The sequence below is a fragment of the Bradyrhizobium sp. 170 genome, assembly GCF_023101085.1.
Classification (GTDB): domain Bacteria; phylum Pseudomonadota; class Alphaproteobacteria; order Rhizobiales; family Xanthobacteraceae; genus Bradyrhizobium.
Window position 1 is genome coordinate 7,333,800 of sequence record NZ_CP064703.1, and the last position, 25,842, is coordinate 7,359,641.

Annotated in this window: 24 protein-coding genes; 7 read left to right on the plus strand and 17 right to left on the minus strand. The window is 63.4% G+C overall.

Going from position 1 to position 25,842, the window contains the following annotated elements; all coding sequences use genetic code 11:
• Nucleotides 1–39 precede the first annotated feature (39 nt).
• Nucleotides 40–828, minus strand: a complete 789-nt coding sequence (locus tag IVB05_RS34210) for an ABC transporter permease (protein ID WP_247780390.1) — start codon at nucleotides 826–828, stop codon at nucleotides 40–42.
• Nucleotides 828–1,655, minus strand: a complete 828-nt coding sequence (locus IVB05_RS34215) for an ABC transporter ATP-binding protein (protein ID WP_247780391.1) — start codon at nucleotides 1,653–1,655, stop codon at nucleotides 828–830. The genes IVB05_RS34210 and IVB05_RS34215 overlap by 1 nt, the downstream gene beginning before the upstream one ends.
• 119 nt (nucleotides 1,656–1,774) lie before the next feature.
• On the opposite strand from IVB05_RS34215, the gene IVB05_RS34220 reads away from it, so the two are divergent.
• The 3 genes from IVB05_RS34220 to IVB05_RS34230 all read left to right on the plus strand — a co-directional run bounded on the left by IVB05_RS34220 (nucleotide 1,775) and on the right by IVB05_RS34230 (nucleotide 4,731).
• Entirely contained in the window at nucleotides 1,775–2,560 is a 786-nt protein-coding gene (locus tag IVB05_RS34220) for an ATP-binding cassette domain-containing protein (protein ID WP_247780392.1), read from the plus strand.
• On the plus strand, nucleotides 2,557–4,116 hold the full coding sequence (locus IVB05_RS34225; protein WP_247780393.1) for an ABC transporter permease/substrate-binding protein: 1,560 nt from the start codon (nucleotides 2,557–2,559) through the stop codon (nucleotides 4,114–4,116). Before IVB05_RS34220 ends, IVB05_RS34225 begins: the two co-directional genes overlap by 4 nt.
• Before the next feature lie 93 nt (nucleotides 4,117–4,209).
• A complete protein-coding gene (locus IVB05_RS34230) occupies nucleotides 4,210–4,731 on the plus strand; it encodes a transposase (RefSeq protein WP_247780394.1) in 522 nt (173 codons plus the stop codon).
• 104 nt (nucleotides 4,732–4,835) lie between these two features.
• Here the strand turns inward: IVB05_RS34230 and IVB05_RS34235 are convergent, their stop codons facing one another.
• The 3 genes from IVB05_RS34235 to IVB05_RS34245 form a co-directional block, all read right to left on the minus strand.
• Nucleotides 4,836–6,566, minus strand: a complete 1,731-nt coding sequence (locus IVB05_RS34235; RefSeq protein ID WP_247780395.1) for a sulfatase-like hydrolase/transferase — start codon at nucleotides 6,564–6,566, stop codon at nucleotides 4,836–4,838.
• A gap of 30 nt (nucleotides 6,567–6,596) precedes the next feature.
• Nucleotides 6,597–8,306 carry a sulfatase-like hydrolase/transferase gene (locus IVB05_RS34240; RefSeq protein WP_247780396.1) on the minus strand — a complete coding sequence of 570 codons (1,710 nt, stop codon included), beginning with the start codon at nucleotides 8,304–8,306 and terminating at the stop codon, nucleotides 6,597–6,599.
• 257 nt (nucleotides 8,307–8,563) lie between these two features.
• Nucleotides 8,564–9,253, minus strand: a complete 690-nt coding sequence (locus IVB05_RS34245; RefSeq protein ID WP_247780397.1) for a TetR/AcrR family transcriptional regulator — start codon at nucleotides 9,251–9,253, stop codon at nucleotides 8,564–8,566.
• 199 nt (nucleotides 9,254–9,452) lie between these two features.
• Here IVB05_RS34245 and IVB05_RS34250 point away from each other — a divergent pair, with 199 nt between their 5' ends.
• On the plus strand, nucleotides 9,453–10,070 hold the full coding sequence (locus IVB05_RS34250; protein ID WP_247780398.1) for a hypothetical protein: 618 nt from the start codon (nucleotides 9,453–9,455) through the stop codon (nucleotides 10,068–10,070).
• Nucleotide 10,071: 1 nt separating this feature from the next.
• Here the strand turns inward: IVB05_RS34250 and IVB05_RS34255 are convergent, their stop codons facing one another.
• Together IVB05_RS34255 and IVB05_RS34260 are read right to left on the minus strand one after the other, a co-directional pair.
• Nucleotides 10,072–10,314 carry a hypothetical protein gene (locus IVB05_RS34255; protein ID WP_247522373.1) on the minus strand — a complete coding sequence of 81 codons (243 nt, stop codon included), beginning with the start codon at nucleotides 10,312–10,314 and terminating at the stop codon, nucleotides 10,072–10,074.
• Between the two features lie 11 nt (nucleotides 10,315–10,325).
• On the minus strand, nucleotides 10,326–11,177 hold the full coding sequence (locus IVB05_RS34260; RefSeq protein ID WP_247780399.1) for an SDR family oxidoreductase: 852 nt from the start codon (nucleotides 11,175–11,177) through the stop codon (nucleotides 10,326–10,328).
• A 453-nt stretch (nucleotides 11,178–11,630) separates the two neighbouring features.
• On the opposite strand from IVB05_RS34260, the gene IVB05_RS34265 reads away from it, so the two are divergent.
• Entirely contained in the window at nucleotides 11,631–12,716 is a 1,086-nt protein-coding gene (locus IVB05_RS34265; protein WP_247780400.1) for a DUF2336 domain-containing protein, read from the plus strand.
• A 574-nt stretch (nucleotides 12,717–13,290) separates the two neighbouring features.
• On the opposite strand, the gene ilvC is transcribed toward IVB05_RS34265, so the two are convergent.
• From ilvC to miaA, 9 genes are all read right to left on the minus strand, one after another.
• A complete protein-coding gene (gene ilvC, locus IVB05_RS34270; protein ID WP_214487365.1) occupies nucleotides 13,291–14,310 on the minus strand; it encodes a ketol-acid reductoisomerase in 1,020 nt (339 codons plus the stop codon).
• A 145-nt stretch (nucleotides 14,311–14,455) separates the two neighbouring features.
• Nucleotides 14,456–15,061, minus strand: coding sequence for a LysE family translocator (locus IVB05_RS34275; RefSeq protein ID WP_247780401.1), 606 nt, complete (start codon nucleotides 15,059–15,061; stop codon nucleotides 14,456–14,458).
• Between the two features lie 56 nt (nucleotides 15,062–15,117).
• Nucleotides 15,118–15,693, minus strand: coding sequence for a LysE family translocator (locus IVB05_RS34280; protein WP_247780402.1), 576 nt, complete (start codon nucleotides 15,691–15,693; stop codon nucleotides 15,118–15,120).
• 7 nt (nucleotides 15,694–15,700) lie between these two features.
• The gene (locus IVB05_RS34285) at nucleotides 15,701–16,576 is read right to left on the minus strand and encodes an EamA family transporter (RefSeq protein ID WP_247780403.1); all 876 of its coding nucleotides are present in this window, start codon (nucleotides 16,574–16,576) and stop codon (nucleotides 15,701–15,703) included.
• 6 nt (nucleotides 16,577–16,582) lie between these two features.
• Nucleotides 16,583–17,278: a class I SAM-dependent methyltransferase gene (locus IVB05_RS34290; RefSeq protein WP_247780404.1), complete on the minus strand. Its 696-nt coding sequence runs from the start codon at nucleotides 17,276–17,278 to the stop codon at nucleotides 16,583–16,585.
• Nucleotides 17,279–17,281: 3 nt separating this feature from the next.
• Nucleotides 17,282–17,824 (minus strand): acetolactate synthase small subunit, encoded by a 543-nt coding sequence (gene ilvN, locus IVB05_RS34295; RefSeq protein WP_247780405.1) that lies wholly within the window; start codon nucleotides 17,822–17,824, stop codon nucleotides 17,282–17,284.
• 26 nt (nucleotides 17,825–17,850) lie between these two features.
• Nucleotides 17,851–18,837: a threonine dehydratase gene (locus IVB05_RS34300; RefSeq protein ID WP_247780406.1), complete on the minus strand. Its 987-nt coding sequence runs from the start codon at nucleotides 18,835–18,837 to the stop codon at nucleotides 17,851–17,853.
• 171 nt (nucleotides 18,838–19,008) lie between these two features.
• Nucleotides 19,009–20,784, minus strand: coding sequence for an acetolactate synthase 3 large subunit (locus IVB05_RS34305; RefSeq protein ID WP_247780407.1), 1,776 nt, complete (start codon nucleotides 20,782–20,784; stop codon nucleotides 19,009–19,011).
• 523 nt (nucleotides 20,785–21,307) lie between these two features.
• Nucleotides 21,308–22,225 (minus strand): tRNA (adenosine(37)-N6)-dimethylallyltransferase MiaA, encoded by a 918-nt coding sequence (gene miaA / locus IVB05_RS34310; protein ID WP_247780408.1) that lies wholly within the window; start codon nucleotides 22,223–22,225, stop codon nucleotides 21,308–21,310.
• On the opposite strand from miaA, the gene serB reads away from it, so the two are divergent.
• Both serB and IVB05_RS34320 read left to right on the plus strand, forming a co-directional pair.
• Entirely contained in the window at nucleotides 22,224–23,126 is a 903-nt protein-coding gene (gene serB, locus IVB05_RS34315) for a phosphoserine phosphatase SerB (protein WP_247780409.1), read from the plus strand. The two genes, miaA and serB, sit on opposite strands and share 2 nt — an antisense overlap.
• 97 nt (nucleotides 23,127–23,223) lie before the next feature.
• A complete protein-coding gene (locus IVB05_RS34320) occupies nucleotides 23,224–24,126 on the plus strand; it encodes a restriction endonuclease (protein WP_247780410.1) in 903 nt (300 codons plus the stop codon).
• Nucleotides 24,127–24,281: 155 nt separating this feature from the next.
• Here the strand turns inward: IVB05_RS34320 and IVB05_RS34325 are convergent, their stop codons facing one another.
• A complete protein-coding gene (locus tag IVB05_RS34325; protein ID WP_247780411.1) occupies nucleotides 24,282–25,793 on the minus strand; it encodes a Do family serine endopeptidase in 1,512 nt (503 codons plus the stop codon).
• Between the last annotated feature and the right edge of the window lie 49 nt (nucleotides 25,794–25,842).

The following is a 25,842-nucleotide window of genomic DNA, read 5'->3' on the forward strand; positions in this document are numbered from 1 at the left end:
AGTGACTATGCTTGCGCCTCGCAATGACGGCAGAGAACTCTACCCCCTGCCCTCCGCCGCCACCGGCCGCCAAACCAGCAGCCGCTTCTCCACCACCGTCACCACCATGTCGATCAGGATGACGAAAGCCGATAGCACGAACATGCCGGCGAACACGGCGGCGACGTCGAACACGCCTTCGGCCTGCTGGATCAGGTAGCCGAGACCGGCCGCCGATCCCAGATATTCGCCGACGACAGCACCGACCACGGCAAAGCCGACCGCAGTGTGCAGCGAGGAAAACATCCACGACAGCGCCGACGGCCAGTAGACATGCCGCGTCAATTGCCGCTCGCTCATGCCGAGCATGCGGCCATTGTCCAGCACGGTTTGGCTGACCTCCTTGACGCCCTGATAGACGTTGAAGAACACGATGAAGAACACCAGCGTCACGCCGAGCGCGACCTTGGACCAGATGCCAAGGCCGAGCCACAGCGTGAAGATCGGCGCCAGCACTACGCGCGGCAGCGCGTTGACCATCTTGACGTAGGGATCGAACACCGCGGCGACGCGCGGCTGGCGCGCGAACCAGAAGCCGACCAGCACGCCGCCGACCGAGCCGATCACGAAAGCCAGCACCGACTCCCACAGCGTGATCATCAGATGCTTCCAGATTACGCCTGAGGAGAACCACTTGACGATCTGGCTCGCGACATCGACCGGGTTGGAGAAGAAGAACGGCGGCAGCAGGATGCGGCCGAACACCGGTACGGTGGCGAGGAACTGCCACAGCGACAGTGCGACAACGGCCACCATCAATTGCCAGAACAGCAGCGTCAGGCGCGACATCAGCCGACCTCCGCACTTAGCGTCGACTGCGCATAGCCCTTCATCACTTCGTCCTTCAGCACGCTCCAGATTTCGCGGTGCAGTTCGTGGAATTGCTTTTCCATCCGCACTTCCGAGATGTCGCGCGGGCGCGGCAGCGGCACGCGCCAGTCGCCGATGATGCGCGCCGAGGGACCTGCCGACATGATCACGACGCGATCGGCAAGCGCGATCGCCTCTTCGAGATCGTGGGTGACGAACAGCACCGCCTTGCGGTCGGCGTTCCACAGTTCCAGCAGCAAATTGCCCATGATCTGCCGGGTCTGCGCGTCGAGCGGGCCGAACGGCTCGTCCATCAAAAGGATTTTTGGATCGCGGATCAGGACCTGCGCGAGGCCGACGCGCTTGCGCTGTCCGCCGGACAGCATGTGCGGATAGCGGTTGGCGAACGCGCCGAGCCCCACTGACGTGAGCCAGCCCTGGGCGCGCTGCAGCGCCTGCTCGCGCGGCGCGCCCTTGATGTCGAGACCAATGGCGACATTGTCGATCGCGGTCTTCCAGGGAAACAGCGCATCGGCCTGGAAGAGATAGCCGGCATCCCGGTTCAACCCCGTCAGCGGCTGACCGAAAATCTTCACCGCCCCCGCGGCGGGCTTCAAAAGCCCGGCCGCCACATTGAGCAGCGTCGATTTCCCGCACCCGGTCGGGCCCACAATAGCGACGAACTCGCCATGGGCGACGGACAGGCTGGCCCGCTCCACGGCTGTGTAGACGCGATCCCCGGCCACGCGAAACGCCACTGTGGCATCATCGAGCGCGACCGCCGCTGGTTGTGCCGTATCGGCCATGTTCCCCTCAAGAGATTTGGAGTGATGCCTTAGCGCGTGCCAAGGATAAGTTCAACGCGGCGTCGTGACGTGGTAGTTGATCGCTATCCTCCCCTGGAGGGGGCAACAGTCGAGATCGCATGCCAGCTCCCCTGATCGCTTACGCGAATGTCGGCAAGACCTTTGACGGCGGTCGCGTGGTGGCTGTCGACGACGTCTCGCTCGAGGTCGCCGAGGGCGAGTTTCTGGCCATCGTCGGCGGCTCCGGTTCGGGTAAGACGACGCTGTTGCGGCTCGCCAACCGGCTGATCGAGGCGGACTCCGGCTCGATCACGGTCGAAGGCGAGGACGTGCGTCAGGTCGATCCGATCCTGCTGCGGCGGCGGATCGGCTATGTCTTTCAGAGCGGCGGGCTGTTTCCGCATCTGAGCGTCGCCGACAATATCGGCATCACGCCGAAGCTGACGGGTGCGCCACCTGCCGAGATTTCCGCGCGGGTGGATGAACTGCTCGATCTGGTGCGGCTCGACCGCGCCCAATATCGCGACCGGCTGCCGCACGAACTCTCCGGCGGCCAGCGCCAGCGTGTCGGCGTGGCGCGGGCGCTTGCCGCAAAGCCGCGCATCGTGCTGATGGACGAACCGTTCGGCGCGCTTGATCCCTTGACCCGCGATGCGCTCGGTGACGATTTTCGCGAGCTGCATCGCAAGCTCGGCCTGACCACGGTCATGATCACCCACGACATGACGGAAGCGATCCTGCTCGCCGATCGGATCGCGGTGATGGGAGGCGGCCGGCTGCTGGCGCAGGGCACGCCATCAAAACTTTCCGAAAGCTGTGACGCTTACGTCGGCGAACTCCTGCGCACGCCGCGCCGGCAGGCCGAACGGCTCGGCGCCCTGCTGCCGCGGGACGGTGCGGCATGAGCATCTTCGCCGATCCGCGCTGGGGCGAGGCGCTGGGCCACCTGCCCGACTATCTCGGCAATCATGTTCGCGTCAGCGTCACCGCGTTGGCGCTGGGACTTCTGGTCAGCCTGCCCCTCGCGATTGCGGTACGCAATCGTCGAGTAGCGCGCGGCGCGCTGCTAGGGCTCGCCAGCATCGTGCAGACGGTGCCGGGACTGGCGCTGCTGGCGCTGTTCTATCCGCTGCTGCTGGCGCTCGCGGCGCTCTCGCTGTCATGGTTCGGCTTTGGCTTTTCCGCCTTCGGATTTTTGCCGGCGGTGCTGGCGCTCGCGCTCTATTCGATGCTGCCGGTGCTGCGCAACACCATCACGGGTTTGCAGGGCGTGGAGCCTGCGATCCTCGAAGCAGCCCAGGGCGTCGGCATGACGCCGCGGCAATCGCTGTTTACGGTGGAATTGCCGCTGGCGCTGCCGGTGATGATGGCGGGCATCCGCACCGCGGCAGTCTGGGTGATCGGCACCGCGACGCTGTCGACGCCGATCGGCCAGACCAGCCTCGGCAACTACATCTTTGCGGGATTGCAGACCCAGAACTGGGTGTTCGTGCTGTTCGGCTGCCTCGCCGCCGCGGTGCTGGCACTGGCCGTCGATCAATTGCTGGCGCTGATCGAAAGCGGCTTGCGTAACCGCAGCCGTTTTCGCGCGGCGCTGGGAGGTGTGGGCATCGTAGCGCTTGTTGTGGCCACGCTGGTGCCCACCATGATGAGGTCGCAGACAAGCTACATCGTCGGCGCCAAGACTTTTACTGAGCAATATGTGCTTTCAGCATTGATGGGGCAGCGGCTGAAGGCGGCCGGACTTGCTGCCACGACCCGCGAGGGCCTCGGCTCCAACGTGATCTTCGAGGCGCTGGCGGCCAACGATATCGATGTCTATGTCGATTATTCCGGCACGCTGTGGGCCAACCAGTTCCACCGCAACGACATCAGGCCGCGAGAGGTGCTGTTGGCCGAACTGAAGACGATGCTGACGAAGCAGAACATCACGCTGCTCGGCGAACTCGGCTTCGAGAACGCCTATGCGCTGGTGATGCCGCGCAAGCGCGCCGAGCAATTGGGCATCCGCACCATCGCCGACCTCGCCTCGCGCGCGGCGAACATGTCGATCGCCGGCGACTATGAATTCTTCTCGCGGCCCGAATGGACCGCGCTGCGCAAGGCCTACGGCCTGTCGTTCCGCGGCCAACGGCAGATGCAGCCGGACTTCATGTACGCGGCGGTGGCCTCCGGCGAAGTCGACGTCATCGCCGGCTACACCAGCGACGGGCTGATCGCGAAATACGATCTGGTTGTTCTCGGCGACATCAGGCGCGCAATCCCGCCCTACGACGCGATGGTGCTGCTCGCGCCGAAGCGCGCCAATGACGAGGGCTTGCGCAAGGCGCTCGCGCCGCTGCTCGGCAAGATCGACATCGCCACGATGCGCGAGGCCAATCTGCGCGCGGCCGGCAATGACGCGACGAGCTCGCCGGACGCGGTGGCGCAGTGGCTGTGGGAGAAGGTGGGGAAGAAGTAGCTCCATCGCCATTGCGAGGAGACTTCGTAGGGTGGGCAAAGCGAAGCGTGCCCACCATCTTTCAAACTACGCAAGGTTGTAATATGATACATTATGCCGCGATATGTTCGTGCCAAAGGCAGCATTTTCTTTTTCACGGTCGTCCTTGCACAGCGGCCCAACAGCCTTTTGATCGATGAGATCATTCGCCTCCGGCACATCTACAAAATCGTTCAGCGACGGCATCCTTTTGAAACCGTCGCGATCTGCGTTCTGCCCGACCATATTCATGCCCTTTGGGCATTGCCGGAAGGCGATGCAAACTTCTCTAATCGCTGGAGCTCCATCAAGAGCGGCTTCTCAAGAGGCCTCGATGCGCAGACGCGTTCGGAAAGCAAAGTCGGTAAACGAGAAAAAGGCATCTGGCAGCGACGTTATTGGGAACACGCCATTAGAGATGAGGCAGATTTCGAACGCCATATCGATTACATTCATTTCAATCCGGTGAAGCACGGATATGTCGCGCGTGTAGCCGACTGGCCGCACAGCAGTTTCCACCGCTTTGTTGAGCAGGGAATTCTCGCTCCGGACTGGGGAGGAGATCTTCGCAACATTCAGGGGTCGTTCGGCGAATAGATGGTGGGCACGCTTCGCTTTGCCCACCCTACGAAGCTTCGCGTTTGTCGCAGGCAATGACGGTGTTGGATGTCGGGACAGCCCGGCCATGACGGCGCGAGCCATCACAGCCCCTTGATCATCCCGGCGTCGATCAGCAGGCGGTTGAATCTCCGCGCCTCCGCGCCCTTCTTGCAGGCGTAGAACGTGCCCTTGCAGCGGAGCATGATGCTCTTCTGCTCGGCAAACGACGGATCGAGCGGGAGGCCAGCGGCTTCCTGGAGCACGAGCGGGATATAGGCCGCGTCGAGGGTTTCAAGCGCGGACGACAAATTGCGCGGCTGGTAGTTGATGCCGTCGATCGCATAATAGGTCGAGTAATAGCGCGGATCGGTGGCCATCAGGCGTTTCGCCAGCCTCGCCGGATCGATCCCGGGCTCGAGCAGCTTTTGCGAGATCGCCGGCTGGTGATCGCCGAAACGCAGTACAAGGAACGACTCGTCTGGATAGTCGCGCTTCAGCCGCTCGGTGAATTCGCGATAGTCGCTGGCCGTCATGGCCTGGCGGCGGATGTACTCGTCGACCTCGGCGGTGTTGCCCGGCGGCGTCCAGCCCGCGGGCGTCAGATCCGGTCGGTAGACGTTCCACCAGGGAAAATGATTGGCCGTGAGGTAGACGAACATGAAGACCGGCGACTGCTGCGGCTGCTCGCGCGCAAACACCTTCAATGCCTGATCGAAATAGAACTTGTCCGGCTGCATGTCCTCATTGACGCCCATGGCCGCCATGTCGATGAACTGCTCGACGCCGACGGCCTTCTGGAAGGCACGCGCGCTGAGGAAGTCGCCATAGGTCGGATAGAGCGAGATGGTCTTGTACCCGCAATTCTGGAGCGCCTGCGGCAGTCCGCGGGTTACGCGGCCGGCGGTGATGCGCGTGATGTAGAACTTCAAATCGCCGAACGAGCGCGCCGACAGGCCGGTCAGCACGTTGTACTCGGTGTACCATGTCGGGCCGCCGGTCGACTCCGCGATCATGGTCCGCTGCTTGCCGTCGCTCGACTTGAAGTAGTCGGTGTATCCCGCCGGCACCTTGATGCCGGGCGCCGAGGTGACGTCGAAGCTCGACTCGTCGAGCAGCAGGATGATGTGCGGCCGCTTGGCCGTGGCGTCGCAGGCCTCGCCTGATGGCAGCCCAGGCAACCCGGCGGCGTGGGCGTCCCGCGCGAGGCTGAGCGGACCGTTCGCCGGCGGATCGGCCTCAATCCATCCCGTCGAAGCCAGCCGCGACACCGCCACCACACCCGAGCGCGCCAGATTGGAAATGTGATTGACGCCCTGGAACGGCTCCCATGCCTGCTCGGGCGATGCGACCGATATCGCCGCGATCAGCGCCGTCGTCGCCGCCACTCCCATCAATGCAAGGCGGCGGCGCACGCGAAACGGATCGAAGCGCCAGAGCGCCCACAGCAGCGGAACCGCAACCAGCCCCGCCATCATCAACTGCATCTGCAGGCGCGGGAATACCGAGAGCAGGAACGAGAACGTATCGCGGTCGATGATCAGGAAATCGAGGAACGTCAGCGTCAGCTGCAGGATGCCGAACTTGAAGCGCGACAACGCAATCAGGATCACGATGAGGGCCAGCGCAATCGCCGCGCAAACGCCGGGCCGCTGCAGCACCACCAGCAGGAAACAGTTCACGAAGACCCATGCCAGCACGGACAGCGTGATCGCAAACGGCCCGTATTCGGTGGTGAGCAGAACCACGAGCCCCGCCAGATGGACGGCAACGGTCAGGCCGGCCAGGGCAAGGAACCTGATACCGCGCGATTCCGCACGGATGCTTTCGCTCATTCCCGGTCCGGCCACGGCTGACATTTGTCCTCAGAGCCCCTTGATGAAACCTGCCTCGATCAATAACCGGTTGAACCTGCGCGCCTCGGCGCCGTCCTTGCAGGCGTAGAATACACCCTTGCAGCGGAGCATGATGTTCTTTTGCTCCTCGAAGGACGGGTCGAGCGGAATGCCGGCAGCTTCCTGGATCACCAGCGGTAGATATGGCGCGTCGATCGTATCCATAACGGCGGAACTCTTCACCGGCTCGAAATTGATGGCATCGATCGCGTAATAGGTGGTGAAGTAGCGCGGATCATAGGTGTTGAACTTGCGGGCGACCCTGGCTTCATCCAGGCCGGGATCCAGCAGGTTCGACGAAAACTCCGGCTGATGGTCGCCGTAACGAACGATCAGGAACGGCTGCGCCGGGAATTTCTTCTTCAGGCTGGCGACGAAGCCCGCATAGTCACCGGCGCTCATGGTCTGGCGGCGCAGATATTCGTCGACCACCGGCTCGTTGCCCGGCTTGCGCCAGGACGTCAGCAGGTCCGGGCGGAACCTGGTTTCCCAGGGGAAATGGTTGGCGGCGAGATAGACGAAGGTGAACAGCGGCGTTTTGTCCGGCTGCTCGGCGATCAGCTTGACCGCCTTGTCGTAGAAGAAGCTGTCCGGCTCGATGCCCTTGGCGCCGAGATCGCGCGCATCGTAGAAGTGCTGGATGCCCGTGGAGGTCTGGAAGCCGCGCGCGCCCATGAAGGCGCCGTAGGCCGGATAGAGCGAGAGGGTGCTGTAACCGCAACGGCGCAGCGCCAGCGGCAATCCGCGCTCGACCCGCCCCGACGCGATGCGGGTGACGAAATAGGAGAAGCGGCCGAACGAGCGCGACGACAGGCCGGCCAGCACGTTGTACTCGGCCATCCAGCTTGCGCCGCCGCTGCTTTCCGCCACAAACTTGCGCTCGCGGCCGTCAAAGGACTTGAAGTGGCTGCCATAGCCCGGCGGCACCTTGACGCCAGCGGCCTGACGGATGTCGAAGCTCGACTCGTCATGGATCATGATGATGTGCGGGCGGCGGCCGGCGACATGACAGGAATCAACCAGCGGCACCTTGAGCCGCTCGGCGGTCACGGCTTCCGATTCCATGAAGCCGTAATTGGCGAAGTCGGAGACCGCCGTCACGCCCGAGCGGGCGAATTTGGAGAAATAGCCGTCGTCGTAATAGCCGCGCCAGGCTTCATCTGGCCAGGTCATGGAATAACCGGCCAGCGCGGCAAGACAGGCCAGCAGGCCGGCTGCGGCCGGCAGGCGGCGGATGCGAAACGGATCGAGCCACCACAGCGCGTACATCAGCGGCACGATGACGAGCGCGGCGCCGACCACGCTCCAGCGCAGGTTCGGAAAGATCGTGAACAGGTAGGCCGCGGTGTCGCGGTCGATCACCATCAGGTCGACGAAGTTCGCGGTCATCTGCACGACGTCGTGCTTGAGCCGCGACAGCAGCACCAGCAGCACGACCAGCGTCAGCGACAGCGCGCCCGACAGCGCCGGGCGCCGCAGCAGCGCAATAAAGAAGAAGCTCAGGATGCCCCACGCCAGCGCGAAGCCCATGCGGCCGCCGAAATCGGTCTCGGTCTGCAGCAGGATCGCCAGCGCCGCCATGTGCGGTGCAGCAACAGCCGAGAGGCGCCAGAAGCCGATCGCGGCAAGGCCGGCGGCAAGGGTGGTGGCGGAGGGCCCTGGGTTTGGCGCGGGCGCCATGGAGGAAACGCAACATAACCCGGCGCTATGCAAAGCCTTGGCTGGTGACGACCAGGAGACGCACGACCCATCCGGAACCTGTGTCGTGTCATAAAAACGTAGTGGAATCATCATGAACGCGCAATGAATTTGCCGCCAAGCGAACGCGGCAGGGTAAATTTGGCGCTGTTATTCCGGGGCGTGCTTGGTCACCGGCAGTCCGGGGCGCGAAGCGAACCTCAGATGCGCAATTGCGCATCGGGGAATGATCGCAGGCGTCACGTCCTCCTGGCAATCCCCTCGATGAAAAGATCCAGGATCGCTTCGGCGGTCTGTTCGGCCTCGGAACCTGCGACGCCCCAGCGCGGAAAATGGCCGTCGATATTCATCCGGGCAAAGCCATAAACCAATGCCCGCCCGGCGATCTGGACCTGCTTGAGGTCCGCTGGTCGGAGCTGGCCTGCCGCAAAGGCCTCTGCGAGCGTCCGCTCGGTCAGCTCGATCAGCTCGGCATTGTCGCTGCTGACGGCGACCGCCTGGTCATGATCGAAAAATCGGCGGCTGGAAATGATTTCGAAATGGGTCGGGTTGCGCATCGCCCAGCGCAGGTAAGCGAGTCCGAGACAGCGAAACCGCGCCAAGGGATCGCCAGCCGGCGCTTCGGCCAAGGCCGCCTCGATCTCCGCGCGGAACCGCCGCTGCGCCTCCTCCGCCACCGCCTGCATCAGGGCGTCGCGGCTCGGAAAATGCCGAAACGGCGCCCCGGGCGAGACGCCGGCCCGGCGGGCGGCCTCGCGGACACTGACCGCCTCCGCCCCGCCCTCGCCGACCAGTTGCAGCGCGGCGTCGATCAGGACGCGCCTGAGATCGCCGTGGTGATAGGGCTTTGGCGCGGGCGCTCGCGAAACGCGGCGGCGCGGTTTGGCCGCGGGGGCTTTGGCGGCGGAAGATTTGGCGGCAGGGCGCATGCCCTCTCCTACCATCACCGCCTTGTGAATGTAAGCACCGATTACACGGATTGACCTGACCCGCACAGCACATGTAACTGATGATTACATTATGCATCCGCGTCATTGCGAGCGAAGCGAAGCAATCCATCTCACCACGTCAAGAAAGAATGATTGCTTCGCTTCGTTCGCAATGACGGTACAAACAAGGGGGACGAACATGCCGACACGTCAAAACTGGTTCGACGGCTGGCGGCTGTTCGCCCTGCTCTCGCTGACGCTGCTTGCCTTAAGCATCTGGATCGCCGGCATGCGGGGTTTTGAGGTCGACGGCGTGCGGATGGTGATCCGCTTCACCGCGCGAACCTCGCTGGTGCTGTTCTGCCTCGCCTTCGCAGGTGCCGCGCTTGCGCGACTATGGCCGAACGCGGGGACCCGATGGCTGCGCCGCAACCGCCGCTATCTCGGCGTCAGCTTTGCGGCCTCGCACGCCATCCACGCAGTCGCCATCCTGGCCTTCGCCGTGATGGATCCCGCAGGGTACGCGGCGGCGACCTCGATCGCGTCCTACATTTTCGGCGGCATCGGCTATGCCTTCATCATCGCAATGACGGCGACCTCGTTCGACCGCACCGCGGCCGCGATCGGCGCACGCGCCTGGCGCCGGCTGCATCTCGCCGGCGGCTACTACCTGCTGTTCCAGTTCATGGTGTCGTTCGGCAAGCGGATTCCCGACATGCCGCTTTACGCGCTGTTCCTGATTCCGCTGGTGGCGGTGTTCGCGCTACGCATGATCGCGATGGCGCCGCGGGCCAAGCGGACCGTCCAGGCCGGTTGATCTAGTTGTCCGCCAGCAAGAAGAACTTACGGCCGAGCTGATGGTGCACCGTGATGACAGCCCGATCGACATCGCTGATCAGGCTGTCGCCGAGCACGACGTTGGGGATTTCCCAGTTTCGCCCCTCGCGGACGGGCAATGCCGACAGCGCCGGAACGGAAGCGGTTTCGCACCCGGGTTGAGCGCGAAGCGCCGCGTTGGCGAGCAGGGTCAACTCGGCGTGGGTCTTGCCAATGCGCGTCATCACGGCCGACTTCATCCCTGCGGCGTCAACCCGAGGCGCTTGGCGATGATCCTGTCCAGGGTGCGCTTGGGCAGCACCGCCGCCATCCATCGCTGCATCGGATCCGGCACGATCGTGTAGCGCACCTTGGGGTTCGGCAGCGTCAATGCCCCGAACACCTTTTCGGCAATTATCTCGGCCGGCAATCCGGTCGCGCCAAGATTCAGCATGAAGGCACGAATTTTCTTCAGCGCCGGGAAATACGGCGAGTTCTTGTAGGCGGAGATATCGACCTCCTCGGCCTTGCTCCAGATCGGCGTCTTTACCGCGCCCGGCGCAATGATGATGACGTCGATCCCGAACAGCATCAGTTCGCGGCGCAGGCTCTCCGACAGCCCCTCGAGCGCGTGCTTGGAGGCGGAATAGGCCGAGGTCATCGGATTGCCGTTCCTGCCGGCGACCGAGGAGATCATCACGATCCGTCCTTTTGGCCCCTTCAGGGTCGGATCGGAGCCGAGCAGCGGTCCGAAAGCCTGGGTCGCAATGATGGGCCCGATGAAGTTGACCTCCATCTGGCGGCGGAATTCGTCGGCGGCGAGTTCGAGCACCGGGCCTGAGACCGCGATGCCGGCATTGTTGACGAGACCGGCGAGCGTTTCGCCGTTGAGGGCGCTACGGACCTCGCGCCCGGCGGCCAGGACGGCGGCCTCATCGGTGACGTCGAAGATCAATGGCGTGAAGTTCGCCCCGAACTCGTTCCTGAGGGGGTCGGCGTCGGCCTGCTTGCGCACGCTGCCGAACACGCGGAAACCGCGGTCGAGCAGCAGTTTCGCACTGGCCCAGCCGATGCCGGTGGACGCGCCGGTGATGACAACAGATCTCATGACCTAAGCCCTTGTGAGAGGTTTAATGAAGTTCGTCGTGAAGGAATGCTTAAGCACCGGCTTCATGAGCTTGCTCCGCGGGTGCGGCCAGCCTTGACGGCGTCTTGTTCGGCTAGATGCTATTCGATTTTTCCCGGGAACGGTTTGGAGAGGATAGCAGCCGGACCGGAATACCGGAAGCGGTGGGGCATGCGTGATGCGGTCCGACATCGGCGATTTATCGCGTGAAATCGCCGCATACGTCCCGATCGCGTTGGTAAAGCAATTCGAAACGCAGCATTTCCAATACGCAGCCCGCTTCGACACCGGAAGGCTCGCGAGGACCGCGGGCAATGGATTGCCCATTCCAGGTGCAGTCGTCTGTATTTCCACCGGATCGCGCCTTTAACGCGGCGTAAGGCTCGGCTCGTCATTGTGTAGGCCAACCCTTCAACAACCAACAGGCTGCCCACAATGGTGCAACAGCCGGCGCATTCGATCATCGCCGAACTCGAAGATGCCGTCAGAGGCGGTTCATCTGCCAAGCGGGTGGAAACCCTGCGGCAGGTCACCGATCTCTTCCTCCATGACGGAGACCGTCTCAGCGACGACCAGGTCAAGGTCTTCGACGACGTGCTCTGCCTCCTGATCGCGCGCGTCGAAACGCGGGCCAAGGCCGAGCTCTCCAAGCGGCTGGCGCCGCTCGACTACGCGCCGTTCGAGGTGATCCAGCATCTGGCCTGGGACGACGAGATCGAGGTTGCCGGCAGCGTGCTTGCCAATTCCAGCCGGCTCGGGACCGACGTGCTGGTCGAGATCGCCAGCAGCAAGGGGCAGGATCACCTGCTCGCCATTTCCGGCCGGCCCAACCTGCCCGCGGCGGTGACCGACGTCATCGTCGATCGCGGCGAAAACCAGGTGATCCGCAAACTGGCCAACAATGCCGGCGCGCAGTTTTCCGAGGGAGGCTATTCCAACATCGTCGCCCGCGCCTCCGCCGACGACGAACTGGTCGAGATTCTCGGCCTTCGCGGCGATTTGCCGGAAAATTGCATGCGCGATCTGCTGCGACGCGCCAAGGACGCGGTCCGCGCCCGCCTGCTGGCCATCGCGCCGCCCGCGCTTCAGGAAGAGATCAAGAAGGTCTTGAACACGATCACCCGCGAGGCGCCGCCCCCGGGGCGGAGCTTCGGCGTCGCCGAGGAGTACGTGAAGCTCATGAAGGGGCTGAACGAGCTGGACGACGCGGCGGTCTATAAATTCGCCGAATCGAAAAAATTCGACGAGGTCACGGTTGCGATCGCGGTTCTCAATGAGATGCCAATCGAAATGGTGGCCCGGCTGATGGAAGGCCCCCGCGCCGACCTCCTCCTCATTCCCTGCCGGTCGGCCCGCCTGAACTGGCCGACGGTCGAGTCGATCCTGCGCAACCGGCCGGTAATGCCTTCGGTCAACGAGCAGACACTGGAGATCGCAGAGCGCGATTACCGGAAACTGTCGCTGGAGACGGCCCAGCGCACCGTGCGCTTCTGGCAATTGCACAACAGGATCGAGAAGTAGGCGGCGCGGTCCGCTTGAGCCGAGCACGTGCCGGTCGGCCGCCGTCTTTGACGGGCGCCGACCTCGCCTCACTACATGGGGAACTGATACCCGGTCGCGCTGCTCGACCGGCGACCTCGTTTCACGCGCGAGAATGCAGATTAAGCAAGCGAGCTTTGACTCGGTAGATGCTCGATTTTCCGTCGCTAATGTAGTTGTTGAATTGCCTCGCACCAAGAATGTGCATGAGGCGTCAGTTCTTCGTTTTGGCTCGGGCGGCGCACTCGGCGCGGCGCGTTCAAGAATATGCTTGAGCCATCAATTCTTCGAAGAAACGGCGAGACCGCATTCGCGATCTCGCCCGAACGTAGCGTCGAAGGCTTAATTATTGGTATGTCGGTAACGCCGAACCTGCGCTTGGACGCTCTCGTGTCCCGGACGCGGTGCAGGAATTGGGTGGGCAAAGGCGCCTCTTTGCGCCGTGCCCACCATCTATCCATCTGGTCACCTGCATGGTGGGCACGCTGAGCCTGTCATCGGGCGCGCATTCGCGCGACCCGGTGGCTTTGCCCACCCTACCCGATCCGACCAAGCCTCAATTCTTGGTCTTGTCGACCAGCGCGCCCTTCTTGATCCACGGCATCATGTCGCGGAGCTTCTCGCCGACTTCCTCGATCGGATGGGCGGCGAGCTTGGCGCGGGTCGCCTTGAACGAGGTCTGGTTGACCTTGTTCTCCAGCATCCAGTCGCGGGCGAACTTGCCTGACTGGATGTCGTTGAGCACCCGCTTCATCTCCTTCTTGGTCTCGTCGGTGACGATGCGCGGACCGGTGACGTACTCGCCGTATTCGGCGGTGTTGGAGATCGAGTAGTTCATGTTGGCGATGCCGCCTTCATAGATCAGGTCGACGATCAGCTTCACCTCGTGCAGGCACTCGAAATAGGCCATCTCGGGGGCGTAGCCGGCTTCCACCAGCGTCTCGAAGCCACCCTTGATCAGCTCGACCAGGCCGCCGCAGAGCACCACCTGCTCGCCGAACAGGTCAGTCTCGCACTCTTCCTTGAACGAGGTCTCGATGATACCGGCGCGGCCGCCGCCGATCGCCGAGGCATAGCTCAGGCCGAGGTCGTGGGCATTGCCGGAAACGTCCTTGGCGATCGCGATCAGGCAAGGCACGCCGCCGCCGCGCTGGTATTCGGAGCGGACGGTGTGGCCGGGGCCCTTCGGGGCGATCATCAGCACGTCGAGGTCGGCGCGCGGGTCGAGCAGGTTGAAATGGACGTTGAGGCCGTGGGCGAAGACGAGCGCCGCGCCCTTCTTCATGTTGTCGTGCAGGTGCTCGCGGTAGATGTCGCCCTGCAGCTCGTCCGGGGTCAGCATCATGACGAGGTCGGCCCATTTGGCCGCTTCGGCGACTTCCATCACCTTGAAGCCGGCGGCTTCCGCCTTCTTGGCCGAGGCCGAGCCCTTGCGCAGCGCAATGGCGACTTCCTTGACGCCGGAATCCTTCAGGTTCAGCGCATGGGCGTGGCCCTGGCTGCCGTAGCCGACGATGACGACCTTCTTGCCTTTGATCAGGTTCAGGTCGGCATCACGATCGTAATAAACTCGCATGGTCGTTTCCTTAATCGATGGCCAAATCGGCCGGTTAATCAGGCATTTGGGGGAAGAAGACCGCCGGTCGCCCGTGAATTTCCGGCGTTGTCTAGAGCATTTTCCGCTTTCTGGGAAACCCGTTTATGCATGGCCCGGTGCGGCATCATGCGTCCATGAAGACCGGATACAGCGAGGCCAGCAGCAGCACCGCCATGATGATGTTGAAGGCCCGCACCGCCCGCCGGGAGGTCAGGACCGGCCGCAGCGCCGTGCCGAACAGGGCCCAGGCGGTGCAGGACAGGATGCCCAGGAGCAGGCTTAGGCCGACCTGGATCACGATGTTCCAGGGGTAGGCGGCGATCGCCGCATAGGCGGTGATGGTGCCGATCACCATGACCCAGCCCTTGGCGTTGACCCACTGGAACATGGCCGCGCCCCAGAACGTCATCGGGCGGCCGCGGGCGTTGTCCTGCTCCGCCGAGGGCGGCTCGGAGATCGCGATCGCCCACGCCAGATAGACCAGATAGGCCACCCCGGCATATTTCAGGATGGTCTGCAAAATCGGATAGGCGATGAAGATGGTCCCGAGCCCGAGGCCAACCGCGCCGACCATGAAAGCGAAGCCGACCGTGATGCCCATGATGTGGGGGATGGTGGGGCGGAAGCCGTAGGTCAGCCCCGACGACAGCAGCATGATGTTGTTCGGCCCCGGCGTGAAGAACATCACGACGGCGAACATGACGAAGGCGATCAGGAGCGAATGCGACATGGGGCCTCACGCGATCTTTGGCAGAACTTGTTTTTCATGCACGACCCGGTGCGGCATCACGCGTCCATGAAGACCGGATAGAGCGAGGCCAACAGCAGCAGGGCCATCAGGATATTGAAGGCCCTGACGGCCTTGGGCGAGGTCAGTATCCGCCGCAGCGAACTGCCGAAAGCCGCCCACACGAGCGAGGATAATCCTCCCATAACAAACATCAGGGCGGCCTGCGTTGCGATGTTCCAGGGAATGATGCCAATCGCCATCACCCAGCCCTTGACGTTGACCCATTGGAATAGCGCCGCAGTCCAGAACGTCATGGGGCCGCGCTGGTTGTCCTGCCCTGGCGCGACGGACGCGGACATCGCGATACCAGAGGCCAGGTAGATCAGATAGGCGATGCCAGCATATTTCAGAATAGTCTGCAAAACCGGATAGGCGAGGAAGATCGTCCCCAGGCCGAGGCCCATGGCCGCCACCATAAATGAAACTCCGATCGCGATGCCCGCGATGTGCGGAAGGGTGCGCCGCAAGCCGTAGGTGAGCCCCGACGACAGCACCATGACGTTGTTGGGCCCTGGCGTGAACGCCATGACTGCGGCAAAAACAATCAGGGCAATAAAAAGCGGCTGCGACATCAGGTGCTCACGCGATTTTCGGCAGGACTTGTGGACGCCTCGACAGCAACATCACGGCGATGCCGCCGACGACCGTGATCATGCCGGCCAGCCGCAGCGGCCCGAACGTTTCGCCGAACACCACGCTGGAGGCAGCGGAACCGACGAACGGCACCAGCAGCGCGAACGGCACCACCTGCGCCGCCGGGTGGTCCCGCAGCAGCCTCCCCCACAGCCAGTAGGCGATGCTGGTGGAGACCCCGCCGAGACCGATCATGCACATCAGGCCGGTCAGGGACATATGGGTCAGCGCATGCCAGGTCGGCTGCGAGCCGTTGCTGACCAGCGTCAGCGCCAACAACGGGACCGCCGCGACCAGGCACAGCCACGCGAACAGGTCGAACATCGGCACATCAGGCGCGCGCCGGAGCAGAAGATTGCCGGCCGCGAAGCTGAGCGGCGAGATCATCAATATGGCGAAGGCACTGACGCTGAAATCGTAACCGACGGTGCCGCAGATCATCAGCAGGCCGACCGTGGCAACGCCGATACCCGCCGTCTGCCACGCGCCCGGCCGCTCGCGGAACAGCAGCGCGGCAAAGCCGATAGTGAACAGCGCCTGGCTCTGCACGATCACGCTGGAAAGGCCGACGGGAACGCCATGGGCGATGGCGAAGGCCTGGGCGAGAAACTGCCCGAAGAACAGCGTGAAGCTGATCGAGGCGAGCACCGACCATGAAACCTTCGGCCGCGCCACGAACAGGCAAGGCAAGGCGGCGATGGAAAAGCGCAGCGTCGTCATCAGTTCCGGCGAAAACTCGTCGAGCGCGATCCGGCTTGCCACGAAGGCAAGGCCCCAGATCACCGCCACCAGCACGGCGATGCAGACATCGGCCGGTTTCATTTTTTTCTAGCTCTGTTGGTCCGGCTTTGGTTTGCGCAGGAGGTAGGTGCCGTGCAGGGGCGCGTGATAGTCGACCGATTCCAGCGTGAAGCCGACATCGGTCAGCATGCGCTCGATCACCCAGCCGAAGGTCGAGTATTCGTCGCGCATGTGGGTGACCACGCCCTCGCGCTGGAAATCGTGGTTCTTGATGGTGAAATCGGCCCACTGCTCGACATCGCGCTCCGTGCCGTCGGGCGTGCTGACGAACACGATGTCGCGGAGGTAGAAATTGGCGCCGGGCTTCAGCGCCGCATAGATTCTTGCCAGCGCCACCGCCTTCCAGAAATCCGGCAGATGATGCAGCGTGAATTCGCTGACGATCAGGTCATAGGAATTCGGCTGGTAGGCGAAGCTCAGCATGCCGGCCGGCTGGGTGCGGATCGCCACCTTGCGGTCGCGGGCCTGGATGTTGGCGAGCGCCAGCATCGCCGGCGAAATGTCAATCGCGTCGACTTCGGCGCCCAGCAGCGCGGCCTCGCAGGCCAGCACGCCGTTGCCGCAGCCGATATCGGCCAGCCGCCAGCCCTTCTGCACGCCGAGCATGGTCAGCGCCGCGCGGGCGCGGAGGTCGCTGTCGTCATGCCGGTCGTAGATCGAGGCGACCGCGGAATCGAGCCCGAGCTGCCGCCTTTGATTGTAATACCAGTCCCGCGCCAGCATGTTTCACATCCCCTCAGGCCCGCGCCCGATCGCGGCAACGCCGGTGCGCGACACTTCGACAAGGCCGAGCGGGCGCATCAGGTCGATAAATTGATTGATCTTGGAAGTATTGCCTGTGATCTCGAACACAAAGCTCTCGGTCGTGGCGTCGATCACGCGGGCGCGGAACGCATCCGCCAGCCGCAGCGCCTCGACGCGGTGGTCGCCGCCGCCGCGCACTTTCACCATAGCGAGTTCCCGCTCGATCGAGCGGCCGGTGATCGTCATGTCGACGACGCGATAGACCGGCACCATGCGATCGAGCTGATGCTTGATCTGCTCGATCACCATCGGCGTACCCGTGGTGACGATGGTGATGCGCGAGAGATGTTTCTGGCTTTCGGTCTCGGAGACCGTAAGGCTCTCGATGTTATAGCCGCGGCCGGAAAACAGCCCGATCACGCGCGCGAGCACACCCGGCTCGTTCTGCACCAGGACCGAGAGCGTGTGCGTCTCGTTGGGATCGTGGCGCTCTTCCAGGAAGTAGGCGGATGCGGGCTGGTTCATTGTCGTCCCCTTGGATTCTTTCTCTGTCACGCCATGGCCCGTTGATCAGTCGCTGTGACGTCCGTCCCGACCCATCTGCGGAACAGATCAAAATCGATATTGCCGCCGCTCAGGATCAGGCCGACGCGCTTGCCGGCGAGCTTTGCCTTCTCCTGCAGCGCGGCGGCGAGCGCAGCGGCGCCCGCGCCTTCGGCAAGATTGTGCGTGTCGGTCCAGTAAGCGCGCACCGCCGCGGCGACCTCGTCGTCCGTGACCTGCACGATGCGCGAGGCGCCCTTGCGGATAACCGCGAGCGCCTCGGCAACGGGAACGCGGGTGGCCATTCCGTCGGCCAGCGTGTTGCTGGACTCGGTCGTCACCACCGTGCCGGCCGCAAACGACAGCGCGTAGGACGGCGCTTCGGTCGACTGCACGCCGACGATTTCGGTTTTGCAGCCGAGCAGATCACGCGCCATGATGCAGCCGCAGATCCCAGAGCCCTGCCCGATCGGCACATAGAGCACGTCGAGATCCGGCGCCGCCCGCAGCAATTCGAGCGCATAGGTCGCGACGCCGAGCACGAGGTCGGGATGAAACGACGGCACCATGTGGAGGCCGGCGAACTGGGCGCGGCGCGCGGCTTCTTCGGCTGCGGACTGAAAGTCCTCGCCATGTTCGACCAGTTCGGCGCCAAACGCGCGCATCGCGCGGTTCTTCTCGACCGAATTGCCCTTCGGCACGTAAATCACCGCAGGCACGCCGTGACGGCCGGCCGCGAATGCAAGGCTCTGCCCGTGATTGCCGCGGGTGGCGGAAATGATTCCAGGGGTGTTCGGCGATTCCCGCTTCAGCCGGTCGAGATAGACCAGCCCGCCGCGCACCTTGAAGGCGCCGATCGGCGTGTGGTTCTCATGCTTGACAACAACGCTCGCGCCGAGCCGGTCACTGAGCAGCGGCCACGCATGCGCCGGCGTCGGCGGCACTGCCTGCCCCACGATCTCGTGGGCGCGTTCGAGCTCCCTGAGGTCAAACACTTCTCGATCCTCTCGTATGCCCGTCATCCCCGCGAAGGCGGGGATCCAGTATTCCAGAGGCGCTCGAACACAGCCGAGACGCCACGGCGTACTGGATCGCCCGGACTTCTGCGTGAAGACGCGCTTCGCGCTTTCGCCGGGCGATGACAGCGGTACTTGTGTCCGGCGTCCTCACACCAGCGCCTTGCCGCCGGCGAAGGCCGCGGCGGTGGCTTCGTCGGTGGCTTCCGCCGGCAGCAGCATTTCGTTATGCGCCTTGCCGGACGGAATCATCGGGAAGCAGTTTTCCAGCGCGGCGACGCGGCAATCGAACAGCACCGGGCGCTTGACCTTGATCATCTCCTTGAGCGCACCGTCGAGATCGCCGGGCTTGATCGCCTGCAGGCCGACGCAGCCGAAGGCGTCCGCCAGCTTGACGAAATCAGGCAGCGCTTCGGAGTAAGAATGCGACAGCCGGTTGCCGTGCAGAAGCTGCTGCCACTGCCGCACCATGCCCATGTACTGGTTGTTCAGGATGAAGATCTTGATCGGCAAGTCAAACTGAACGGCCGTCGACATCTCCTGCATCGTCATCTGCACCGAGGCGTCGCCCGCGATATCGATCACGAGGCTGTCGCGATGCGCGACCTGCACGCCAAGTGCTGCCGGCAGACCGTAGCCCATGGTGCCGAGACCGCCCGACGTCATCCAGCGGTGCGGCTCCTCGAACCCGAAGAACTGCGCCGCCCACATCTGATGCTGGCCGACTTCGGTCGTGATGTAGGTGTCATGGCCGCGCGTCGCCTCGAACAGTTTCTGAATGGCGTGTTGCGGCAGGATGACGTCGTTGCTCTTCTTGTAGGCGAGCGAGTTGCGCGCGCGCCAGGTGGCAATCTCCTGCCACCAGCTCTTGATGTCGGGCTTCTTCGCTTCCGCCTTGAACACCTGCAGCAGGTCACCGAGCACATTGCCGGCATCGCCGATGATCGGCACGTCGACATGAATGTTCTTGTTGATCGAGGACGGATCGATGTCGATGTGGATCTTCTTCGAGCCCGGCGAGAACGCATCGACACGCCCGGTGATGCGGTCGTCGAAGCGCGCGCCGACGCACAGCATGACGTCGCAACCATGCATCGCCATGTTGGACTCGTAGGTGCCGTGCATGCCCAGCATTCCCAGCCAGTTCTTGCCGGTCGCGGGATAGGCGCCGAGGCCCATCAGGGTCGAAGTGATCGGGAATCCCGTGACCTCGACCAGCTCGCGCAACAGCTTGGACGCCTCGCGTCCGGCATTGATGACGCCGCCGCCGGAGTAGATCACCGGCCGCTTGGCCGAAGCCAGCAGCGCGACGGCCTTGCGAATCTGCGTCGCGTCGCCCTTCACCCGCGGCGTGTAGGAAACGTGCACGTCGTCCTTGCGCGGCGGATGATAGGTGCCGGTTGCAAACTGCACATCCTTGGGCACGTCGACCAGCACGGGTCCGGGACGGCCTGATGTCGCGACATAGAACGCCTCGTGCAGCACCTTGGCCAGATCGTTGACGTCGCGCACCAGCCAGTTGTGCTTGGTGCAGGGACGCGTGATGCCGACAGTGTCGCATTCCTGGAACGCATCATTGCCGATCAGATGCGTCGGCACCTGCCCGGTGATGCAGACGAGCGGAATCGAATCCATCAGCGCGTCCGTCAGCGGCGTCACCATGTTGGTGGCGCCGGGACCTGACGTCACCAGCACCACGCCGGGTTTGCCGGTCGAGCGCGCATAGCCTTCGGCCGCATGGCCGGCGCCCTGCTCGTGCCGCACCAGAATGTGCTCGACGTCGCTCTGCTGGAAAATCTCGTCATAGATCGGAAGCACCGCGCCACCGGGATAGCCGAACAGATGCTGGACGCCATGATCGATGAGCGCGCGCACGATCATCGCGGCGCCGGTCATCTGGTTCGGATCGTGGCTGTTGTCGGTCATGGTCTGCTCCGGATGCGCTGCTGGCGCGGCTTTCTTCGGTTTCGAGTTCTAGAGCGAGATGACGTTTCTTCGAAACTTCATCTCGCTCTATCTTCTTGTTTGAGCATGATCTTTTCGGAAAACCGGCTTCCACTTTTCCGGATCATGCTTCAGGGAATAAAAAAAGGGCCCCAGAGGCCCCATGCACACCGCCTGAATTTGGGATGGCCTCAGCCACCCCCGGCGGTGCGCCTGGGTACGACTACGATAAGGAGTTTGGTAATAATATTACGCATTTGACGGCTCGGACTTCCCAAAGGTTGCGCGGTTATACCGCCCGATCCCCGGAAGTCAAGGGAAGGACGCCTTTAGCGCGATTTTTGCAGTGTAACTGTGTTCCGGCGGTTCGGCGAGGGGGAATTTTTTGCGTGCAGCCATGCGGGGAGGCCTCGTAGCCCGGATGGAGCGCAGCGAAATCCGGGGCTGGTGGCTGCTGAGCAATCCCGGATTTACGCTTCGCTCCAGCCGGGCTACGAGGTTCGGGCTACCTGAGCCACCCCCTCGCCGCCTCCGGCGTCACCCACTCAAACTCCGGCAGTTGGTGCCGGAACCAGGTGAATTGCCGCTTGGCATAGTGACGGGTATCGGCGCGGCCGATTTCGGCGGCCTGTTCGCGCGTGATCTCGCCGTTCAGGTACCGGATCAGCACTGGCACGCCATGGGCCTTCATCGCCGGCAGCAGGGGATCGAGTTTTCGTGCGGCGAGTGCCTCGACCTCATCCAGCGCGCCGGCGGCCAGCATCGCGTCGAACCGCGCATCGATCCGCGCATAAAGCTGATCGCGTTCGGGCGCGAGGAACAGCGCGGTGAATTCGCTCGGCGGCAGCAGCGGCGGCAGGCCTTGCTGGTGCCAGTCGGGCAGCGTACGGCCGGTGGCTTCGACGACTTCCAGCGCGCGGGCAATCCGCGTGCGATCGCGCGGCTTCAGGCGTTCGGCAGAGACGGGATCGCGCCGCGCCAGCTCCGTGTGCAGCGCTTCGACGCCATCGCGCTCGAGCCGCGCGCGAACGGCTTCGCGTATCTCGACCGGGATCGGCGGCACCGCGGAGAGACCGCGCGTCAACGCCTTGAAGTACAGGCCGGACCCACCGATGAAAATCGGCAGGCGCCCCTCCGCGCGCACCTCTGACAACACTTTGGTGGCATCCGCCACCCAGGCGCCTGCCGAAAAGTTGACCGACGCGTCGACATGGCCATAGAGCCGGTGCGGCGCGCGCGCCTCCTCCTCTACCGTCGGCCGCGCCGTGATGATGCGGAGATCGCGATAGACCTGCATGGAATCGGTGTTGATGACGATTCCGCCGGTCTTTTGCGCCAATTCGAGCGCCAGCGCCGACTTGCCGCTGGCGGTCGGCCCTGCGATAAGCACGGCCTTGCTCAAACCTAGCGAATTCGCCTGCATGTCCCTCGTCGCCACCCTCATCTGCAACCCGGCCAATCCGGCGCTCGACACCACCATCGTCGACGGCGCGCTGGCCGTCCTCCCCTCGCCCGGCACAGCGCAATGGCTGTTCGACGAAGTCGCAGTCGACATTCCCTTCGACTATCAGGTCAAGAGCCCGGACGATATCAAGGCGATCGAAACCCGCCTACAGAAGGCCCGCGGCGACCTGCCGATCGACATCGTCGTGCAGCCAGTCGCGGCCAGGCGCAAGAAGCTTTTTCTGGCGGACATGGATTCCACCATGATCGGCCAGGAATGCATCGACGAGCTGGCCGATTTCGCCGGGCTGAAGGCGCATGTCGCAGGAATCACCGAGCGGGCCATGCGCGGCGAAATCGAATTCGAGCCGGCGCTGCGCGAACGCGTTGCGCTGCTGAAAGACCTGCCGGTCGGCGTGGTCGATGAGGTGCTGGCAAAACGCATCGCGCCGACGCCGGGAGGCCGCGAGCTGGTTTCCACCATGCGCGCGAACGGCGCTTACACCTGCCTGATCTCGGGCGGCTTCACGCTGTTCACCAACGCGGTCGCCGCCAGGATCGGCTTTCAGGAGAACCGCGCCAACGAACTCGTTGTGCGCGACGGCAAGTTCACCGGCGAAGTCGCTGAACCAATCCTCGGTCGCGCCGCCAAGCTGGCAACGCTGATCGAGCTTCGCGAATCCTTCGATCTCGACGAGATCGACACGCTGGTGACCGGCGACGGCGCCAACGACCTCGGCATGATCCAGGCGGCGGGGCTCGGCGTCGCCTATCACGCCAAGCCTGCGGTCGCCGCTGCCGCTGCCGCGCGAATCGACTACGGCGACCTCACCGCGTTGCTATATGCGCAGGGCTATCGGCGCGACGAGTTCGCGGACTAATTGAAATTGGTCTGTTGCTCACGCCAGCAACGTGAACCTATTGCGACGATGAGCAACCTTAAGTAGCTTGCACAAATGAGCATCTTAAGAGGTCGCAATGAGCCAACCTAAGACGGTTGATCGTGGCGTTTCATTCATAAAATTCGTGCTTGGACTTCTAAGGGCTCACCCGGACGGCATGCGCCCACGCGACATCTACGCAGAGATCCAATCAAAGCTGCCCCTGGATGATTTCGACAAGGAGACGATGAAGGGGTCGGGGCTGCCCCGGTGGCGAGCCACCCTGCATTTCCACTCTGTCGCAGCGACGAAAGCCGTGTTGCTCATCAAGTCAGACGGACGGTGGCGGGTGACGGACGAAGGCCAGAAGTTTGTGACCCTGCCGGATTACGAACTCAAGCGGCTGATGCGATCCCGCTACCGCGAATGGCGTTGGAGCCATCAGAAGGCAAAGACTGACGCTGGAACTGCAAACGCTGTCGACGAAACGCCGCCACTCGACACTTCGGTTCTGTTCGAAGATGCCAAGGAAAAGGCCCGCGAGGAAATCGACACCTATCTCGACACCCTCTCGGGCTACGAATTCCAGAACCTCGTAGCGGCGCTGCTTGAAGGAATGGGATACGCCACAAGCACGGTCTCAAAACCAGGCTCGGATGGAGGGACGGACATCCTTGCCTATATCGATCCGTTGGGCGCGCAGACGCCGCACATCCGGGTTCAGGTAAAACATCGAGACCAGACTGCTTCGCGTGAGGATGTCGCCGCACTTCGAGGCATCATACGGGTCGATCGGGAAATTGGCCTGTTTGTTTCTTCCGGCGGCTTCTCAAGAGAGGCGCGTCGCGAAGCCGGCAATGGCGCCGTTCACATCGAACTGGTCGATCTCGACCGTTTTCTTGAACTTTGGCTGCAGCACTACAGCAAGATACCTGAAGTCAAGCGATCGAAGCTTCGGCTTGAACCAATCCACTTTCTGGCCGTGGTCTCGCTCACGTGAGGCATTCGTATGCTCAAGGGGTATCGGCGCGAGGCGTTGGGGACAACTGTCATCACCCGCGAAGGCGGGTGATCCAGTATTCCAGAGACGTCAGCGATAGGACCGAAAGGCCGCGGCGTACTGGATACTCCGCCTTCGCGGAGTATGACGGGTCGTTACTGCACGCTCAGCGCGACGAAGCGCAACTCGCCTTCGCCGTTCGAAACCAGCAGCAGCACCGACTTCTTGCCGTCCTTCTTGAGTTGATCGACGCGCTTCTTGATGTCGGCGGCGTTAGTGACCGCTTCCTGCGCCACCTCGACGATGACGTCGCCGGCGGAGAGCCGCTTTTCGGCGGCGTCGGAGTTGCCATCGACACCGGTGACGATCACGCCCTTGACGCTGTCCTTGATCTTGTACTTCGTGCGCAGGTCCTTGCTCAGCGCGGCGAGATCGAGGCCGAGCGCCTTTTGCGTCACCGGCTTCTCGACCGGGTCTTCCTTGGTCTTGGCGGCGGCCTGCTGCACCTTTTCGGTATCCTCGAGGCGTCCGAGCGTGACCTTGCGGCTTTCCTCCTTGCCCTTGCGGATGACGACCACGTCGACTTCCTTGCCGACCGCGGTGTCGGCGACGACGCGCGAGAGATCCTTCGGGTCCTTGACGTCCTTGCCGTCGAACTTGACGACGACGTCACCGGGCTCGATGCCGGCCGGCTTGGCCGGCCCCTTGTCGTCGACGCCCGCAACCAGCGCGCCGCGGGCGGGCTTGATGTTGAGACTTTCGGCGATCTCCTCGGTGACCTGCTGGATCCGCACGCCGAGCCAGCCGCGGCGCAGCTCGCCGAACTGCCGGAGCTGATCGACCACGCCCGCCACCGTCTTCGAGGGCACCGCGAAGCCGAGGCCGATCGAACCGCCGGTCGGCGAAATGATCAGCGTGTTGACACCGACCACCTCGCCTTCGAGGTTGAACAGCGGCCCGCCGGAATTGCCGCGATTGATCGATGCATCGGTCTGGATGTAGCTGTCATACGGCCCCTGGCTGATGTCGCGGTTGCGCGCCGACACGATGCCGGCCGTGACCGAGCCGCCGAGGCTGAACGGATTGCCGATCGCGATCACCCATTCGCCAAGCCGCAGCTTGTCGGAATCGCCGAACTTCACCGCGTTCACCGGCTTCACCGGCTTGAACTTCAGCACCGCGATATCGGTCTTCTTGTCGACGCCGACCAGCTCGGCCTTGATCTTGGTGCCGTCATTCATGATCACGTTGATCTCGTCGGCATCCGCGATGACGTGATTGTTAGTGACGACGACGCCCGCGGCATCGATGATGAAACCGGAACCGAGCGAATTGGTCTTGCGTCGCTGCAGCTCACCGCTCTTGTCGCCGTCCTTGGGGGCGCCGCCGCGACGGTTCTTGAAGAAATCGTCGAAGAACTCTTCGAACGGCGAGCCCGGCGGCAATTGCGGCATCGCTTCCCTGTTGCCGCCGACGCCTTTGGCCTCGACGTTCTGCGAGGTCGAGATATTGACGACGGAGTCGATCACCTTTTCGGCAATGTCGGCGATGCCGTCCGGCCCGCGCGCGCTAGCCGGCACCGAGGCCAGCAAGCTGGCGGCACTGAGCGAGATCGCAATCCCCATCAGGCGCAGGCGGCGGCTCAAAGCGGGTCTGGCACCGGTCATGTCGGCTTGTCTCCAAAGGTCGGAATTGGGCCCACAGTGCGCCCGAACG